14 protein-coding genes are annotated in these 17,054 nt (G+C 61.7%); 4 read left to right on the forward strand and 10 right to left on the reverse strand.

Going from position 1 to position 17,054, the window contains the following annotated elements; all coding sequences use genetic code 11:
- Window positions 1-80 precede the first annotated feature (80 nt).
- Complete coding sequence (locus RLW55_RS12500; RefSeq protein ID WP_409560500.1) at window positions 81-1,439, forward strand: L,D-transpeptidase family protein; 1,359 nt, start codon at window positions 81-83, stop codon at window positions 1,437-1,439.
- Between the two features lie 112 nt (window positions 1,440-1,551).
- Here RLW55_RS12500 and RLW55_RS12505 read toward each other — a convergent pair whose 3' ends face one another.
- Complete coding sequence (locus RLW55_RS12505; RefSeq protein ID WP_423414361.1) at window positions 1,552-2,031, reverse strand: Lrp/AsnC family transcriptional regulator; 480 nt, start codon at window positions 2,029-2,031, stop codon at window positions 1,552-1,554.
- Window positions 2,032-2,172: 141 nt separating this feature from the next.
- On the opposite strand from RLW55_RS12505, the gene ald reads away from it, so the two are divergent.
- From ald to RLW55_RS12520, 3 genes are all read left to right on the forward strand, one after another.
- The gene (gene ald / locus RLW55_RS12510; RefSeq protein WP_423414362.1) at window positions 2,173-3,297 is read left to right on the forward strand and encodes an alanine dehydrogenase; all 1,125 of its coding nucleotides are present in this window, start codon (window positions 2,173-2,175) and stop codon (window positions 3,295-3,297) included.
- A gap of 285 nt (window positions 3,298-3,582) precedes the next feature.
- Window positions 3,583-3,942, forward strand: a complete 360-nt coding sequence (locus RLW55_RS12515; RefSeq protein ID WP_423414363.1) for a hypothetical protein — start codon at window positions 3,583-3,585, stop codon at window positions 3,940-3,942.
- A 178-nt stretch (window positions 3,943-4,120) separates the two neighbouring features.
- Window positions 4,121-4,360 carry a cysteine rich repeat-containing protein gene (locus tag RLW55_RS12520; protein WP_423414364.1) on the forward strand — a complete coding sequence of 80 codons (240 nt, stop codon included), beginning with the start codon at window positions 4,121-4,123 and terminating at the stop codon, window positions 4,358-4,360.
- A gap of 82 nt (window positions 4,361-4,442) precedes the next feature.
- Here RLW55_RS12520 and RLW55_RS12525 read toward each other — a convergent pair whose 3' ends face one another.
- From RLW55_RS12525 to RLW55_RS12565, 9 genes are all read right to left on the reverse strand, one after another.
- On the reverse strand, window positions 4,443-6,047 hold the full coding sequence (locus tag RLW55_RS12525) for a methyl-accepting chemotaxis protein (RefSeq protein WP_423414365.1): 1,605 nt from the start codon (window positions 6,045-6,047) through the stop codon (window positions 4,443-4,445).
- Window positions 6,048-6,203: 156 nt separating this feature from the next.
- Complete coding sequence (locus tag RLW55_RS12530; protein ID WP_423414366.1) at window positions 6,204-7,700, reverse strand: CoA-acylating methylmalonate-semialdehyde dehydrogenase; 1,497 nt, start codon at window positions 7,698-7,700, stop codon at window positions 6,204-6,206.
- A gap of 81 nt (window positions 7,701-7,781) precedes the next feature.
- Complete coding sequence (locus tag RLW55_RS12535; RefSeq protein WP_409560495.1) at window positions 7,782-9,104, reverse strand: aspartate aminotransferase family protein; 1,323 nt, start codon at window positions 9,102-9,104, stop codon at window positions 7,782-7,784.
- A 69-nt stretch (window positions 9,105-9,173) separates the two neighbouring features.
- Entirely contained in the window at window positions 9,174-10,469 is a 1,296-nt protein-coding gene (gene gabT / locus RLW55_RS12540) for a 4-aminobutyrate--2-oxoglutarate transaminase (RefSeq protein WP_423414367.1), read from the reverse strand.
- A 93-nt stretch (window positions 10,470-10,562) separates the two neighbouring features.
- The gene (locus RLW55_RS12545) at window positions 10,563-12,017 is read right to left on the reverse strand and encodes an NAD-dependent succinate-semialdehyde dehydrogenase (RefSeq protein ID WP_423414368.1); all 1,455 of its coding nucleotides are present in this window, start codon (window positions 12,015-12,017) and stop codon (window positions 10,563-10,565) included.
- An 18-nt stretch (window positions 12,018-12,035) separates the two neighbouring features.
- Window positions 12,036-13,523, reverse strand: coding sequence for an aldehyde dehydrogenase (locus RLW55_RS12550; RefSeq protein WP_423414369.1), 1,488 nt, complete (start codon window positions 13,521-13,523; stop codon window positions 12,036-12,038).
- Window positions 13,524-13,535: 12 nt separating this feature from the next.
- Complete coding sequence (locus RLW55_RS12555; RefSeq protein WP_409560491.1) at window positions 13,536-14,882, reverse strand: glutamine synthetase family protein; 1,347 nt, start codon at window positions 14,880-14,882, stop codon at window positions 13,536-13,538.
- Window positions 14,879-15,631 carry a gamma-glutamyl-gamma-aminobutyrate hydrolase family protein gene (locus RLW55_RS12560; protein WP_414463141.1) on the reverse strand — a complete coding sequence of 251 codons (753 nt, stop codon included), beginning with the start codon at window positions 15,629-15,631 and terminating at the stop codon, window positions 14,879-14,881. The genes RLW55_RS12555 and RLW55_RS12560 overlap by 4 nt, the downstream gene beginning before the upstream one ends.
- A complete protein-coding gene (locus tag RLW55_RS12565) occupies window positions 15,628-17,013 on the reverse strand; it encodes an aspartate aminotransferase family protein (RefSeq protein WP_409560489.1) in 1,386 nt (461 codons plus the stop codon). The genes RLW55_RS12560 and RLW55_RS12565 overlap by 4 nt, the downstream gene beginning before the upstream one ends.
- Window positions 17,014-17,054: the final 41 nt, after the last annotated feature.

Below are 17,054 nucleotides of genomic sequence, written 5' to 3' on the forward strand. Positions count from 1 at the left end.
AGGGCGGTGTGCGGCTGCAAGCCGACCGGGTGCGTATTATCTATTGGTGCGCGTCGAACGAGGTAGCCGGGCAAGCGGGGATGAAAGATTTGATTTCGACAACGCGGTTTGGGACTTCTGTTGTCAGAGCTGCGGTGCTTGGCGCCGTTGTTGCGTTCGCCCAATTCGTCCCAAGCTTCGTGACGACCGGCCACGCCCAAAGCCTATGGGAGCAGCTGCAGCGAAACTACGGCGCGGACACGAGCACCAACAGCGCACCGATTGACCGCGCGCCTCAGCGGCTCGACGACCTGCGGCCGGACTCGACGCCCTGGCGCAGCGACACGATGCTGAATGCGATTTCCGCGGCCATCGAACACTATCAGCAGATCGTTAGCGCTGGCGGCTGGCCGTTGGTCCCACCCGGCCGCATGATGCGCGAGGGCGACGACGACGACCGCGTGCCTATCCTGCGCAAGCGTCTTCGCATCACTGGCGATCTCTCCAGCAAAAGTACCTATTACGACTCGACGACGTTCGATTCCGAGCTGACCGATGCCGTGAAGCATTTTCAGAAGCGCAACGGTTTGCGCGAAACGGGTCGCATCGAGCGCTCCGTCTATCCGGTTTTGAACATCACGGCCGAGCAGCGCCTCGCTGAGCTGAAGCTCAACTACGATCGCATCAAGGGCCTGATGCAGAACGTCGAGGAGCGCTACGTCCTCGTCAACATCCCGGCGTTTCAGGCTGAGGCCGTCGACAAGTTCGAGGTGCAGCTGCGTTTCCGCACCATTGTCGGCCGCCCCGAGCGCGAAACCCCCGAAGTTGCGGCGATGATCCGGAACATCAATTTCTACCCATACTGGCACGTGCCGCAGAGCATCGCGACGCTGGACCTTATTCCGCGCCTCAAGAAAGAGCCGGGCTACCTCTCCGATGAAGGCATCCGCGTCTATACGGGTAATGGCCAAGAGCTTGATCCGAAGACTGTCGATTGGTCGTCGCCGCAGACGGCAACGTATCGCTTCCGGCAAGACCCCGGCGCGAAGAACGCTCTCGGTCTGCTGCGTCTCGATATGACGAACCAGTACGGCGTCTACATGCACGATACGCCGATGAAGACCCTGTTCGACCAGCGCAGCCGTCCGTTCAGCGCTGGGTGCGTGCGCGTGCAGAATGTCGTCGATCTGGCGGATTGGATCGCGCACAACGAGCCGGGCTGGGGAGAGCCGGGCAGCGTCCGCAAGCAGCTCGCCCTCGGCCAGCCGATGGAGCTGAAGCTGACGCGTCCCGTGCCGGTTCACTTCGTCTACATCACGGCCTGGGCCGAGCCCTCGACCGGCGAGGTGCAATTCCGCCAGGACATTTACGGCCGCGACGGCTCGGCGCTGAAGTCCGGCTACGAACGTGACGACGGCGACGCCCCCAATGCCGCCTCCGCTGCAGCGCTCGCGCCTTGATCTAATTGCTTCGTCCTCGGCCGAGCACGCCATAGGCGTGTCGAAGGCGGGGATCAGGCACAAAAATTACTTTGCAATATTGGGCCTTCGGCGCATCTCACGCTGGATCTTCTCAGCGCAGCAGGCTGGACACCGGCAGCGAGCGGCTCGCGACTTCGCGCAGTACAAAGCTCGAGTGCAGCCGCGACACGCCCGGCAGCCGTGAGAGCTGCTCCTTATGGATGCGTTCGAAATCCGATAGATCGCGCGCCAGCACCGTGATGAGATAATCGTCCTGCCCCGACATCATGTAGCAGGACACGATCGAGGGCGCCGCCGCGGCTGCCTTCTCGAAGGCCTCCAGCAGTTCCTGGCTTTGGCTTTCGAGGCTGATCTGGACCACGGCCATCATGCTGAGCCCCAGGGCCTTGCGGTTGACCCGCGCCTGGTAGCCGTCGATCACCCCGGACTGTTCGAGCGCCTTGATCCGCCGCGCGATGGCTGTCGGCGATAGTGGAACGCGCTCGGCGAGGTCGACTTGGCTCTGACGGCCGTCAACCAGAAGGGCCGCCAAGATGGCCTTATCCAGCGCATCCAGAGGAACTTCAGCCATTTTACTGCGCCTATCCCGCTATTTTCGCAGATTTTCGTCAAAAACGGTGTTGAGCACAACAAAAATCGCAGAGTAACAGCCGCGGGCCTGTGTCAACCTACACTGTAGAAGATCGGAAGCTGCGCTTTACAGGAGCGGATCATGCGCATCGGTGTTCCCACGGAAATCAAGAGCGATGAATTTCGGGTCGGTCTAGTGCCGGGCTCGGTTCGCGAGCTGGCAGCTCGCGGCCACGAAGTGATCGTTCAGTCGGGTGCCGGTACCGGCATTTTCGCCGACGATGCGGCCTACGAAAAGGCGGGCGCCCGCATCGTCAAATCGGCCGAAGAAGTTTTCTTCGACTCCCAGATGATCGTGAAGGTCAAGGAGCCGCAGAAAGTCGAGTGGAAGCGCCTCAAGCCCGATCAGATCCTGTTCACCTATTTGCATCTCGCTCCCGATGCGCAGCAGGCCATCGGCCTGATGGAATCGGGCGCGACGGCCATCGCTTACGAGACGGTCACCGACGCCAACGGCTCGCTGCCGCTTCTCGCGCCGATGAGCGAAGTTGCTGGCCGTCTTTCGATTGAAGCCGCAGCTCAGGCCCTGCGTCGCCCTACCGGCGGACGCGGCGTTCTGATGGGCGGCGTCCCGGGTGTGAAGCCCGCAAAGGTCGTTGTACTCGGCGGCGGGGTCGTCGGTACGCATGCAGCGCGGATGGCGGCCGGCCTCGGTGCCGACGTGTCGATCATTGACCGGTCGCTTCCGCGTTTGCGCCAGCTCGATGAGCTGTTTGAAGGTCGCGTGCGCACGCTCGCTTCGACGATGGAAACGATCGAGACCGAAGTTCTCGCCGCAGACGTCGTCGTCGGCGCGGTGCTAGTCGCTGGTGCGAGCGCACCGAAGCTTGTCAATCGTGCGATGCTGAAAGACATGAAGAAGGGCGCCGTGCTCGTTGACGTCGCGATCGATCAGGGCGGCTGCTTCGAAACGTCGAAGCCGACGACGCACGCGCAGCCGACGTTTGAAGTCGACGGCATCATTCACTACTGCGTCGCCAACATGCCGGGCGCTGTGCCCGTCACGTCGGCTCAGGCATTGAACAACGCAACGCTGCCATTCGTGATGAAACTCGCAGAGCAGGGGCTTGCAGCATTCGATCGCGATCCCCATCTCGCAGCAGGATTGAACGTCAAAGGCGGCCGTATCATGCACTCTGTTGTTGCTGCGTCGCTGGGCTTTGACACGGTAGAAGGCAGCCGGAACTTTCGTCACGCTGCTGAGTAGTTAGAACATCGAACCCCCGTGCCGCCGGATCCCTCACCGGCGGTGACCAGCCGGTCGCTTCTTCCCCCCGGAGCGACCGGCTTTCTTTTTTGTAATTTTGTAATTCACCGCAGCTTCATCGCGGAGAGAGTGTACTGCGCTCATCGCCTTCGAAATGTCGCGAAGCGAGTCCATCGTGTTCAGCAACGAATCATCAGGACTTGTGATCATTTCAGGGCAAGCGACGGATCTCTTCCGTCCACCGCGTTAGGCGGATCAGACACTTCGTTACGGTGGAAACGTAATATGACGAAATTCAAAAAAGTTATCGCTTCTTCTCTCATTGCCGCCACCATGACGGCGACTTTTGCTGCGACTGAGCAAGCTGCTGCCGCGCCGTTCGGAACCGGCGTTCCGGCGCTTTCGAAAGACGCTGGCGCCGTCACCCACGTTTATTGGCGCGGCCATGGCGGTTGGGGCTGGGGTCCTGGCGCATTGGTCGGCGGCCTTATCGGCGGCGCGATTATTGCGTCCGCTATTTCCGAGCATCGCGCAGCACCGCGCGACATGGATCGATGCGCACGTGACTTCCCGGACTTCAGCTATCGCACGGGCACCTACATCGATCGCCGCGGCGTCGAACGCGTCTGCCCCTATCTCCGCTAAATCAGATATTCGGCAGTGATGCCGAATGAGCGACTGTGCGCTTTCCTTAAAGGAAGGCGCACAGCGCGGGACGTGCGCCGCCAGCGAGGCGGTGCGTGCAGGATCTCGTGTGCTTCGCCCGCTCGGTTTCTCCGGCCTTGCCGAGACCATTGGCCATAACGATCAGCAAGGAGATGGTATGAAATTTTTGTTGGTGTTCGCCGCTGCCGCAACGCTGGGTTCTGCGGCATCTCTGGCAACCGATAGCGCCACGCCTCCCAACGGCGGGAAAGGTGCCTGCAGGGCCGACATCCAGAAATTCTGCACGAGCGTTCCACACGAGAAGAGCAAGATACGCGGCTGCCTGACGGAGCATCAAGCTGACCTTTCCGATACGTGCAAACAGCGCGTGGCAGCGTGGGCCGCAAAGGCCAAGTAACCGTTGCCGATTTTGCAAATGACGGCGGCGCCCGATCCCAAGGATCGCGGCGCCGCTTCTGTTTTTGTTCGGGTTTGTACGCTCAGCCGACGACGCGGAGCCGTGCGCTCTTTGCGGCGGCGTGACCGGAATCAGACGTCTTGAATGCCGTGGCGAGAGATTTGAGATCGCTCGTTTCCGACGCCAGCACGTTTGTCGACGACGTCAGCTCTTCGGCCATCGCCGCATTCTCTTGCGTGTCATGATCCATAGTCGCGACAGCGCTGCTGACTTCGGCAAGCGCGGATGCCTGCTCTTGTGCTCCCGCCGCGATCTCGGCCATGACCGTGTTCACCTGTGTGACGGCTTTGGCAATCTCTCCGAACACATGTCCGGTGCTCGTCACCAGCCTCACGCCGTCGCTGACATTTTGCTGCGCCGTCGAAATCAGATTTTTGATCTCGCGCGCCGACTCCGCCGACCGCTGTGCGAGTGCGCGCACTTCCGATGCCACGACCGCGAAGCCACGGCCATGCTCGCCCGCACGGGCAGCTTCGACGCCCGCATTGAGCGCCAGCAGGTTCGTCTGGAACGCGATGTCGTCGATGACGCTGATGATATGCCCGATCTGCTTCGACGAACTCTCGATTTTCGAGACGGCCTCGATCGCCTCGTCGACGATCTTTCCGCCATCGGACGCCTGGCTGCTGGCGCGCGTTATGATGTCCTGCATGCTGGTCGTCGAGGTCGCCGTGCTTTGCACCGAGACGGCGGTTTCTTCGAGTGCCGCCGCCGACTCTTCGAGAGAGGCGGCCGTGGTCTGGGCTCGCCGCGAAAGGTTCTCGGACGCCGCGAGGATCTGCTCGGTCGCTGCCGTAATGCCGCTGATGCGCTGTAGAACGACCTGCAAGGCTTGATCGAGCTGACCGCTCGCCGAATTGAAATCATCGCGCACGCGTTCGAACTGTGGCGGCAACGCCGCGCCGATGCGGTACGACAGGTTCTGCTTGGCAAGCTCTGAGAGGCCCGACGTGATCGCATCGAGGACGTGCGCGCGCTCGGCCGCAACCTCTTCTTCAACGCGCAGGCGGTCCGCGTCTGCTTCCCGCTGGCGCTTCGCGGCCCCGGCCTCTGCCTGCTGTCGCTCCGCCTCGGCTTTGAGCCGGGCGCTTGCCTCCGCCTCGATGTACGTCGAAATGGAATAATCCATGTCGAGCATCACCGCTTTCGTAAGCGCGATGAGCTTGTTGAGAAGGTTCTGATGAGACGTATGCTGATTGAAAGAGAGAAGGCTCTTCGGCTTGCTTTCCCCGATGATCGCCGCGAAGAGGTGTTCAAGCAGCAGCGTGTAGCCGCCGATGTACCATCGCGGCTCAAGTCCGATCCTGGCGTGTGTTTGGCCGATGCGGCGAACATTGCCGACATACGTCTCATCGATCTTGCCCGCGCTTATCGCGCCCCAGTGACCGAGCTGAGCGGACTTGGCGCGCGCGATATGCGCGTCGTCAGCGAAGAAGCGCTTGAGTTCCGGCGTGGCTTTGATCTTCGCATAGAATTTATCGAGAGCGACGGGGAGATGCCGCATGAGAAGCGGCTTGAGGTCGCGAAGCTGCGAGGTCGTAAGCTCATCCAGTTCCAGGAAAGAAAGGCGGCCGTCGAGATCGGCGCCGGAATTTGCCGGGTGAGCGGTCTTAGCAGGTTGGTGCATTGGCAAAGGATCTCGCGAACTTGAGTTCATGTTGCGATGAACTAAGGACGCAGGGCTTGTGCCAGCCTTAAAGTCAGGAAGAAATTTCTGATGTGCCGCAGTACTTTAGAATAAGGAGGGAGTGAGCGGGCTCATCTGCCGCTCACTCATCCAATTTTACTTCAGGCTCGGAAAATTAAACTCCGCACCCTTGCGGATGCCGGCCGGCCAGCGCGCCGTAACTGTCTTGAGACGCGTGTAGAAGTGCACGCCTTCCGGTCCGTAAATCGCGTGATCCCCGAACAGCGAGCGCTTCCAGCCGCCGAACGAGTGATAGGCAACCGGCACCGGCAGCGGCACGTTGATGCCGACCATGCCGACCTCGATCTTGTCTGCGAACGCGCGTGCCGTATCGCCGTCGCGCGTGAAGATCGCGGTACCGTTGCCATATTCGTGCGTGTTGATGAGATCGGCGGCTTCATCGTAGTTCTTCGCGCGCACGACCGAGAGCACCGGCCCGAAAATTTCTTCGCGGTAGATCGTCATGTCGCGCGTGACGTTGTCGAACAGTGTACCGCCGAGGAAGAAGCCGTTCTCGTAGCCCTGCAGCGTCAGTCCGCGGCCATCGACGACGAGCTTCGCACCTTCCGCGACGCCCTTGTCGATCAGCGAGGTGATCTTGCGCTTTGCGTCTGCCGTGACGACCGGGCCCATCTCCGATTCAGGGTCCGTTGCCGGGCCGACTTTCAGCGCACGCACGCGCGGCGCCAGAGCCTCGACGAGCTTGTCGGCCGTCTTCTCGCCAACCGGAACCGCAACCGAGATCGCCATGCAGCGCTCGCCAGCGGAACCGTAGCCCGCGCCCATCAGCGCATCGACCGCCTGGTCCATGTCGGCGTCGGGCATCACGATCATGTGGTTCTTGGCGCCGCCGAGTGCCTGTACGCGCTTGCCGTTCGCGGTTCCGCGGCCATAGATGTACTGCGCAACGGGCGTTGAGCCGACGAACGAGATGGCGGCGATATCGGGATGATCGAGAATCGCATCGACGATCGTCTTGTCGCCGTGCACGACGTTGAACACGCCGTCCGGCAGACCGGCCTGCTGGAACAGCTCCCAGATCAGCATCGGTGCCGAGGGATCGCGTTCGGACGGCTTCAGGATGAAAGCATTGCCGCACGCAATCGCGACGGGGAACATCCACATCGGCACCATGGCGGGGAAGTTGAAGGGCGTGATGCCCGCAACGACGCCAAGCGGCTGCCGGTCCGACCAGCTGTCGATGTCCGGGCCGACGTTGCGGCTGAATTCGCCCTTCAAAAGATGCGGAATTCCGCAGGCGAAATCGACGACGTCGATGCCGCGCGCCAGCTCGCCGAGCGAGTCGGCGTGCGTCTTGCCGTGCTCACGCGAGATCGCGCGCGCGATCTCATCGGCGTTCTTTTCAAGCAGCTCTTTGAACTTGAAAAGCGGACGCACGCGCTTCATCGGCGGCGTTGTGCCCCACGTCAAAGCGGCTTTCTTCGCGGCCGCGACGGCGGCGTTGAGATCGTCAACTTTCGACAGCGGCAGGCGCGCAACTTCTTCGCCCGTCGCCGGATTGAAGACGGGCTGCGTGCGCTCGGCGTGAGCAGGTGAGCGGCGCCCGTTGATGGCGTTCTCGATCATGTGCATTTGTGAAAGGAATCCTCGTTTTGACTTTCGTCATCCTCGAACACGAGAGCGCAGCGATCGCGTTCGGGGACGACAAGTGAATTAGTTCGTCTCCTTCAACACCTTCGTGAAGGTGTCGAACAACTGGTCGATCTCGGACTTCGAAATGACGAGCGGCGGCGACAGCGCGATGATGTCGCCCGTCTGGCGAACCAGAATGCCCGCCTCGAATGCCTTGACGAAACGGTCAAACGCCCGCTTGCCGGGCTGCTCCGGATCGGGTGCGAACTCGACCGCGCCGATGAGGCCGATGTTGCGCACATCGATGATATGCGGCAGGCCCTTTAGCGCGTGGACGCGTTCTTCCCAGTAGGGTGCCAGCTCTGCGGCGCGCGTCAGCAGGCCTTCTTCCGCATACGTGTCGAGCGTGCCGATGGCGGCTGCCGCGGCGACTGGATGGCCCGAATACGTATATCCATGGAAGAAGTCGATCATCCAATCAGGGCCGTTCATGAAGGCGTCGTGGATGTGCGATTTGACGAACACGGCGCCCATCGGAATCGTGCCGTTCGTCACGCCCTTCGCCGTTGTGATGATATCCGGCGAGATGCCAAAGTAGTCCGAACCGAACGGCACGCCGAGACGGCCGAAGCCCGTGATGACTTCGTCGGCGATCAGCAGAATGTCGTGCTTCTTGGCGATGGCTTCGAGGCGCTTCAGATATCCCTTCGGCGGGATCAGCACGCCCGTCGAGCACGCAACCGGCTCGACGATGACGGCGGCGATGGTCGAAGCGTCATGCAGCGCAACGAGGCGTTCCAGATCGTCCGCAAGCTCCGCTCCGTGCTCCGGCTCGCCGCGCGTGAAAGCGTTCTTCGCCAGATCGTGCGTGTGCCGCATATGATCAACGCCTGCGACGAGCGCGCCGAACATCTTGCGGTTGGGGCCGATGCCGCCGACCGACATGCCGCCGAAGTTGACACCATGATAGCCGCGTTCGCGGCCGATCAGGCGCACCTTGGTGCCGTTGCCCTTGGCGCGATGATAGGCGATCGCCATCTTCAGCGCCGTCTCGACCGACTCCGAACCGGAGTTGGTGAAGAACACATGATCGAAGCCCTTCGGCGCGATGGCCGTCAGCCGGTTCGCGGCCTCGAAGGCCTTGTTGTGGCCCATCTGAAACGTGCCTGCGAAGTCGAGCGTCTCGACCTGGGCTTTGATCGCTTCGGCAATCTTCGGACGGCAGTGTCCGGCGTTTACGCACCAGAGACCCGACGTGCCGTCGAGTACCTTGCGGCCATCGTTCGTCACATAGTGCATGTCCTTGGCGCCGACGAAGAGCCGCGGGTTCGCCTTGAACTGCTTGTTGGCGGTAAACGGCATCCAGAAGGATGCGAGGTCGTTGGGCTTGATCTGTACGTTCATAGGCGAGTCCTTTGTTGGCTCCCGGCGACACCCCTGCGGGACGTCAGCCGCCGGAAGCGAGTCCAAATATCAAGCTACCTTGGCGACGGCGTCGGTGAGTGCCGATTCGAACACGTCCATGCCCTCGCGAACGAGTTCGTCGCTGGCAGTCAGCGGCACCAGGAAGCGAATGACGTTTCCGTACGTGCCGCACGAAAGAAGAATGAGGCCGCGGTCGCTCGCCGCTTTGAGCAATGCGCTCGTCAATTCCGGCGCCGGTTCGCCGCTCGCCTTGTCTTTCACAAGCTCGACCGCGCACATGGCGCCGAGGCCGCGGACGTCGCCGATGCAGTTGAGGTTCGAATTGGCCTGCAGCGCCGAGCAGCGATCCATGATGATCTTGCCGATTGCGTTGGCGCGGTCGCAGAGCTTCTCGTCGTGAATGACGTCGAGCACGGCATGGGCCGACGCACACGCAACCGGATTGCCTGCATAAGTGCCGCCGAGGCCGCCGGGATTGGAAGCATCCATGACGTCCGCGCGGCCGACGATCGCCGACAGCGGCATCCCGCCCGCGAGGCCCTTCGCCATTGTGACGACGTCGGCTTTCACGCCGAAGTGTTCCATCGCGAACATCTTGCCAGTACGTGCAAAGCCCGTCTGGATTTCATCCGCGATCAGCAGAATACCGTGGTCGTCGCAAAGCTCGCGCAGCGCGACCATGAATTCCTTCGGCACGATATTGAAGCCGCCTTCGCCTTGCACCGGCTCGATGATGATACCGGCGATGTTCGACGGATCGACCGAATGCTTGAACAGCGACTTCAGGCTGCGAATGCTTTGCCCGGTACTGCCGCCGTGGAAGACGTTCGGGAACTCGACGTTATAGACGTCCGGCGGAAACGGTCCGTAGCCCTTCTTATAAGGAACGACCTTGCCCGTCAGCGCCATGCCCATCAGCGTGCGGCCGTGGAAGCCGCCCGCAAACGAAACGATGCCGGGACGTCCTGTGAATGCGCGCGCCACTTTGACGGCGTTCTCGACGGCTTCAGCACCCGTTGATGCCAGCATCGTCTTGGCCGGACCGGCGATTGGAGCAATGGCGTTGAGCCGTTCCGCAAGGCTCACATAGTTTTCGTACGGCGTCACCTGGAAGCAGACGTGACTGAAAGCCTTGAGCTGCTCCTCAATGGCCTTGATGAGGCGAGGGTGCTGATGGCCCGTGTTGACGACCGCGATGCCCGCACCGAAATCGATATAGCGCTTGCCGTCCTCGCTCCAGATCTCGGCGTTCTTCGCGGTCTTGGCAAAGATTTGCGTCACGTTTCCGACGCCGCGTGGGACAGCGGCGATGCGACGGGCCTGAAGCTCGGCTGAGGTAGCCATGGACGATCCTTCGTGGTTCGATGGGTGAGCGAAAGAGGGTTCAATGCTTTTTCGGCGGAGCATTAATCGAAATGCCCCGCCGAAACTTGACTGCTAGGCGTTGATGCCGCCAAGGGCGATCATTTTTGTCTCGAGATATTCGTTGAGGCCTTCGTCCGCGCCCTCGCGGCCGAGACCCGACTGCTTGATGCCGCCGAACGGCGCAACCTCATTCGAGAACACGCCTTCGTTGACGCCGATCATGCCGGCTTCGAGCGCTTCAGCCACGCGCCACGCGCGAGAGACATTCTGGCTGAAGAGGTAGGCGGCGAGGCCGAACGGCGTGCTGTTGGCGATGCGGATCGCGTCGGCTTCCGTCTCGAACTTGATGAGCGATGCAACCGGACCGAAGATTTCTTCGTTCGCGATCGTCATGGCGGTGGTGACACCAGTCACGATGGTCGGCTCGAAGAAGAGCGCGCCGTGATTGTCCGGCTTGCCACCGATCTCGATCTTGGCGCCTTCGGAGACCGCACCGGAAAGCAGCGACTTCACCTTGTCGATGGCTTCCGCATTAATCAGCGGTCCGACCGTCGATTTGGCATCACGGCCGGGTGCCACGACGAGCTTCGCGGCTTCCTCTTTCAGGGCTGAAACGAACTTGTCGAAGATGCCTGCCTGCACGAGGATACGGTTGGCGCAGACGCACGTCTGGCCCGCGTTGCGGAACTTCGACGCCATCGTTCCGGCGACCGCCTGCTTCAGATCGGCATCGTCGAAAATGATGAGCGGCGCGTTGCCGCCGAGTTCGAGCGTCAGCTTTTTGATGGTGTCGGCACACTGACGATAGAGAATGCGGCCGACTTCCGTCGAGCCTGTGAACGTCAACTTGCGCACGCGGTCATCCGCCGTCAGCACCTTGCCGATGCCGGGGCCGTCCATCGTCGTGATGACGTTGAATACGCCCGCCGGAACACCTGCGTCCTGCGCGAGCTTCGCAAGCGCCAGCGCACACAGCGGCGTCTCTTCCGACGGCTTCACGACGATCGTGCAACCGGCAGCCAGGGCGCAGCCAACCTTGCGGGTGATCATCGCGATCGGAAAGTTCCACGGCGTAATCGCCGCGCATACGCCGATGGGTTGCTTGATCGTGAGGTAGCGGCGCGAAGCGACCGTCGTTGGGATCGTGTGCCCGTAGGCGCGCTTTCCTTCTTCCGCGAACCACTCGATGAACGACGCGCCATAAGCGACTTCGCCGCGCGATTCCGTCAGCGGTTTGCCTTGCTCGGCCGTCATCAACTGAGCAAGCGCTTCGGTATCCGCGATGATGAGGTCGAACCACTTGCGCAGGATCTGCGCGCGTTCCTTCGCGGGCTTCGCAGCCCACGCCGGAAATGCCTTGTGCGCGGCGTCGATGGCGCGCTTGGCGTCATCCGGTGTCAGGTCCGGTACATCAACGAGCTTTTCGCCCGTCGCCGGATCGAGAACCGGAAACGTCTTGTTCGAAGTCACCCACTCGCCGTCTATGAAGGCGGCCGAGGGGAAGGGCGTTGACGATTTGATATTCATTGCACCGTCTCCAGGGCGTCAGAGTGTGATCGAGACCGATTTCAAATCGGCATACTTATGTAGTGCGTGCAGAGAGCGATCGCGGCCGAAGCCCGATTGCTTGAAGCCTCCGAACGGCATCGTGATATCGCAGCTGTCCCAGCCGTTGATCCAGACGAGGCCGGCGCGGATCTCGCGGGCGGCGCGGTGGGCCAGCGTGATGTCCTTGGTCCAAAGACCGGCGGCTAGGCCGTAGTTCGTATCGTTGGCGATGCGGATGGCGTCGTCCGCTTCGGTGAAACGCGTGATGGCGAGCACAGGTCCGAAAACTTCTTCGCGCGCCAGTGTATTCTCAGGCGTCACGCCCGAAAACACCGTCGGCTCGACGTAGAACCCGCCGCTTCCTTCGAGCGTACGATTGCCGCCGAGGGCCAGTGTGCCGCCCTCGCGCTTCGCCGTTTCGATATAGCGGAGTGCCGTCTTCATCTGTTCTTCGCTAACCATAGCGCCCGACGTCGTCGCGGGCTCCAAGGGGTCGCCAGCAACGATTTTTCGAGCAACCGATATGAGCCGATTGGTGAAATCATCGGCTATCGCGTCCTGCACCAAGAGACGAGACCCGGCAGTGCATACCTGCCCTGAATTATAGAAGATGCCCCACGCCGCTTCCGTGGCGGCGCGGTCGAGATCGGGGCAGTCTGCGAAAACGATATGCGGAGACTTTCCGCCGAGTTCCAGGCTCACGCGCTTCAGATTGCTCTGTCCCGAATACTGCATGAGCAGCTTGCCGACCGGGCCCGAGCCGGTGAATGCAAGCATATCGACGTCATTGTGCAGCGCGAGCGCCTTGCCTGCTTCTGCGCCGAAGCCCGGAATAACGTTCAGTACACCCGCAGGAATACCGGCTTCGAGCGCCAATTCACCGAGCTTTAGCGCTGTCAGCGGCGATTGCTCCGCAGGCTTCAGAATGACGGAGTTGCCCATCGCGAGTGCCGGGGCGACCTTCCACATCGCCATGTGCAACGGGAAGTTCCACGGCACGATAGCGCCGATGACACCCAGCGGATCGTGGACGACGAACGAGAACCGGTCCGGAGCTTCCGGCGCCACTTCGCCGTAAACCTTATCGAGCGCTTCCGCATAATAGCGCAGCGAGCGGATGGCGTTCGGAACGTCGCCGCCGAGCGCGTTCGAGATCGGCTTGCCAACGTCGAGGCTTTCGAGCACGGCGAGCGTTTCGATATCGCGTTCCATCAGTTCGGCGAGTTTGAACAGAATGCGCTTTTTCTCGCGATAGTGCAGTTTGCGCCACGATCCCTCATCGAAGGCGCGGCGCGCGCTTTTGACGGCGAGATCGACATCCTCCGGCCCGCATTGGGCGACATGATTAAGGACGCGCCCGTCACGCGGAGAGACGTTGGCGAACGTTTTGCCGGAAACGCTCTCCGTCAGCTTGCCGTCGATGACGGCTTCACCCGGAATTTTGATCGATCCGGCAACGGCTTCGAAGTGTGCAAGCGATGTCATGACCGTAAAGCCTTATGCAACTTGAGCGTACCATTCATAGTCGAGCGCAGTAACGACACGCTCGAAACTGATGCGTTCGGTCTCTTTCAAGCGATAGTAGACGTCCTGGAACGCCGGGCCGAAAGACTCGCGCACGATGTCGGAGGTGCGGAACGTCTGCAGAGCGTTCACCCAGGCGGTCGGCAGTTCGTTGCCGTCGAGTTCTTCCGCATTGCCTTCCGCATGCTGCCCCGGATCGACGCCGTTGGTGATGCCATGGCGGACGCCCGCCAGGATACTTGCAATAACGAGGAACGGATTGGCGTCCGCGCCTGAGACGCGATGTTCGATGCGCGTCGCAGGCCCCGAGCAGCACGGCACGCGCAGTGCCACCGTGCGATTGTTGAAGCCCCAGTGCGCCGACATCGGCACATAGGATTCAGGCACGTAACGGCGATAGGCGTTCGCCGACTGCGCCCACACCGCCATGAAGTCCGGCATGGATGTCCGCAACCCGCCGATCGCCTGCCGGAACATTGGCGCCATTGGATCGCCCGCAAACAGGTTGTTGCCCTGCTTATCGATCAAGCTGACGTGAACGTGCATGCCGGAGCCCGTCCAATCGTGGTGCGGCTTCGCCATGAACGTCGCTTCGAGATCGTGCGCATGAGCAGCCGCCTTGACCGCGCGCTTCAAGAGCACGCCGTCGAGCGCTGCCGTCATGGCCTCGCTGTGCTTCAGATTGATCTCGAATTGACCAGGGCCGGACTCCTGCATAACCGCGTCGAGCGGCAGCCCTTGTGCCTCAGCGATGCGATAGACGTCATCGATGAACGGCCCGAGCGTGTCCATTTCCTCAAAGCCGAACGTCATGGGCCGTTCGGGATCGGCGGAGAGGCCGGGCGGCGTCACGAGGCTGAAAACGCCGTCCGGCGGGCGCTTTGTCACGTAGAATTCGAGTTCGACCGCGACGATGGGCTTCTGCCCGGCATCCGCAAATCGCGACACCTGAGCGGCAAGCACACCGCGCGGATCCATATCGCAAAGATCGACAGGCACCATTACCGCTTGACCGTGCGAGCCCTTACCGACGGGGACTGGCTTCAGCGTGCCGGACAGCACGCGGAACGGAATGTCGTGATCGCCCGTCTCCCAGAGCCGGCCTGTCTCGGCAATCGAATTGCCGCGCGGATCGAGCACGTAAACGGACGCCGGAAGCAGCAGCCCGTTCCGCGCAATGCTGACGAGATCGCCGCGCCGGATGCGCTTGCCCCGCGGCATGCCGTTCATGTCGAACAGCAGAATGTCGATCCAAGACACGCTTGGATTGGCATCAAGGAAAGCTGCAGCTTCTTCGACGGAAATGAATGTATCGGTCATGCGGCCTGGCCTTTCGCGATCATACCTCTCGCGGCGTCGCCGAAGCGGCGGAACAGCGCCAGGGATGCTGGGTTGGATGTGTATTGCCATTCGGGGTGCCACTGCACACCGAGGGAGAACGTATTGCCCGCCGCGACGCGGGCGGCTTCGACCAGGCCATCCTCAGCGAATGCCTCCGCAACGAGCGGCTTGGCGAGATCGCGGATGCCTTGCCCGTGCAGCGAGTTGACGATGATCTGATCCTGGCCGAGCCACGCCTTGAGCTCACCCTTGAGCGTCACTGGGTGGCGCGGCGCGAACATCACGTCGAAGTCCGTGACCTTCGGCTCGCGATGGTCGGCATAGCCGTCGACGGTATGAACCGCCTGGTGCAGAGAGCCGCCAAGCGCGACGTTCAACTCTTGAAACCCCCGGCAAATCGCCATGATCGGCACCTTGCGTTCGACGGCCGCGCGGATAAGCGGCAGCGTCACCGCATCCCGGTCACGGTCGATGGCGTCAGGCAGAACGGGCTCTTCGAGGCCGTAGTTTTCAGGGTGCACGTTCGAGATGGCGCCCGTCAGCAAAATGCCCGAGGCAACATCGAGAACGGAGCCGATGTCGGAAAGGTTCTTGCCGACCGGCAGCAGCAACGGCTGGCAGTCGGCGCCCTCGGCCACGGCGGCGGAATATTTCCGCCCCGCCGCGTCCGAGGTCAGTCCGCTGACCGTCTCTGTACTGCAGGGTATGACGACGACGGGCCGCCTCATGCCGCCATTTCTCCCTGGACTGCCGAAAGCGTCTGATCAAGCGCCTTCTGGATCACGCGGCCCGCTTCCTCGAACTGCTGCTCTTCCCACGTCAGCGGCGGCGCGCACACCATCGTGTCCCAGACGGCCCGCATGATGAAGCCTTCCCGGAAGAAATGATCGCGACAGATAAGACCCACACGGCCGAGATTATCAAAGCGGCGACGCGTTTTCTTATCCGCCACGAGTTCGATCGCGCCCATCATGCCGACCGTGCGAACCTCGCCGACCAGCGGATGATCCTTGAAGCGATCAAACAGCTTCGCCAGAGCCGGGCCGGTGAATTCCTTCACTTTCGGAACGAGTCGGTCGCGCTCCATGATCTCCAGGTTCTTCAGCGCGACAGCGCACGCCACCGGATGGCCCGAGAACGTGTAGCCATGGTTGAAATCGTCGTCCTTGGCCATCAGCGCTTCGACGATTTTGTCGTCGACGAGCACGCCCGACAGCGGGATGTAGCCCGACGTCGCCGCCTTCGCGAAGGTGATGATATTGGGCCGGATGCCGTAGAAATCCGAGGCGAACCACGTGCCGAGGCGGCCGAAGCCGGTGATGACTTCGTCGGCCAGCAAGAGGATGCCGTACTTGTCGACGATGCGCTGAACCTCCGGCCAGTAGGTCGACGGCGCGATTTTCACGCCGCCTGCACCTTGAACCGGTTCGCCCGCGAACGCCGCGACGTTTTCCGGACCGCAACGCAGAATTTCTTCTTCAATAGCCCGTGCAGCACGCAGGCCGAACGCCTCCGGCGTCTCGCCGGGGAAGGAGTCGCCGTACCAGTACGGGTCCATGACGTGGCGGAAGCCCTCATAGACTGGATAGCTGTGCGCATGCACGTGGCTCATGCCGCCCATCGAGCCCGCCGCAATGGTCGAGCCGTGATAGGCGTTCTTGCGGCTGATGATGATACGCCGCTGCGGCTGGCCCTTGAGCACCCAGTAATGACGGATCAGGCGGATCGCCGTGTCGTTCGATTCCGAGCCCGACGAACCGAAGAAGACCTGATTGAGATGCGCCGGTGCGATCTCGGCCAGCTTGCGCGCCAGCTCGACGACCGGCGGGTGCGTCGTCTTGAAGAAGGTATTGTAGAACGGCAGTTCGACCATCTGATCGTAAGCGGCCTGCGCCAGCTCTTTGTTGCCGTAGCCGATGTTCGTCGTCCAAAGGCCGGCCATGCCGTCGAGAATGCGATGGCCCTCGCTGTCGATCACATACGGACCTTCACCTTTGACGATGACACGGACGCTGCCGCTGCCTCTCAGCGACTGATGATCGGAGAAGGGATGCAGATGGTGCTGCGCATCGAGTTGTTGGATCTGTTGCGTCTGAATACGGTTGGACACGAGGAAGCCTCCAGCAAAAGAAAAATGGCAATGAGCAGGCC

Source organism: Hyphomicrobium sp. B1, assembly GCF_049532635.1.
Classification (GTDB): Bacteria; Pseudomonadota; Alphaproteobacteria; order Rhizobiales; family Hyphomicrobiaceae; genus Hyphomicrobium_B.

Excerpts from the sequence above, each read along its gene's own strand:
- RLW55_RS12525 (WP_423414365.1), bottom strand. The coding sequence starts at position 6,047 with ATGCACCAACCTGCTAAGACCGCTCACCCGGCAAATTCCGGCGCCGAT.
- RLW55_RS12505 (WP_423414361.1), bottom strand. The coding sequence starts at position 2,031 with ATGGCTGAAGTTCCTCTGGATGCGCTGGATAAGGCCATCTTGGCGGCC.
- RLW55_RS12520 (WP_423414364.1), top strand. The coding sequence starts at position 4,121 with ATGAAATTTTTGTTGGTGTTCGCCGCTGCCGCAACGCTGGGTTCTGCG.
- RLW55_RS12515 (WP_423414363.1), top strand. The coding sequence starts at position 3,583 with ATGACGAAATTCAAAAAAGTTATCGCTTCTTCTCTCATTGCCGCCACC.
- gabT (WP_423414367.1), bottom strand. The coding sequence starts at position 10,469 with ATGGCTACCTCAGCCGAGCTTCAGGCCCGTCGCATCGCCGCTGTCCCA.
- RLW55_RS12550 (WP_423414369.1), bottom strand. The coding sequence starts at position 13,523 with ATGACATCGCTTGCACACTTCGAAGCCGTTGCCGGATCGATCAAAATT.
- RLW55_RS12500 (WP_409560500.1), top strand. The coding sequence starts at position 81 with ATGAAAGATTTGATTTCGACAACGCGGTTTGGGACTTCTGTTGTCAGA.
- RLW55_RS12530 (WP_423414366.1), bottom strand. The coding sequence starts at position 7,700 with ATGCACATGATCGAGAACGCCATCAACGGGCGCCGCTCACCTGCTCAC.
- RLW55_RS12555 (WP_409560491.1), bottom strand. The coding sequence starts at position 14,882 with ATGACCGATACATTCATTTCCGTCGAAGAAGCTGCAGCTTTCCTTGAT.
- RLW55_RS12535 (WP_409560495.1), bottom strand. The coding sequence starts at position 9,104 with ATGAACGTACAGATCAAGCCCAACGACCTCGCATCCTTCTGGATGCCG.
- RLW55_RS12545 (WP_423414368.1), bottom strand. The coding sequence starts at position 12,017 with ATGAATATCAAATCGTCAACGCCCTTCCCCTCGGCCGCCTTCATAGAC.
- ald (WP_423414362.1), top strand. The coding sequence starts at position 2,173 with ATGCGCATCGGTGTTCCCACGGAAATCAAGAGCGATGAATTTCGGGTC.
- RLW55_RS12560 (WP_414463141.1), bottom strand. The coding sequence starts at position 15,631 with ATGAGGCGGCCCGTCGTCGTCATACCCTGCAGTACAGAGACGGTCAGC.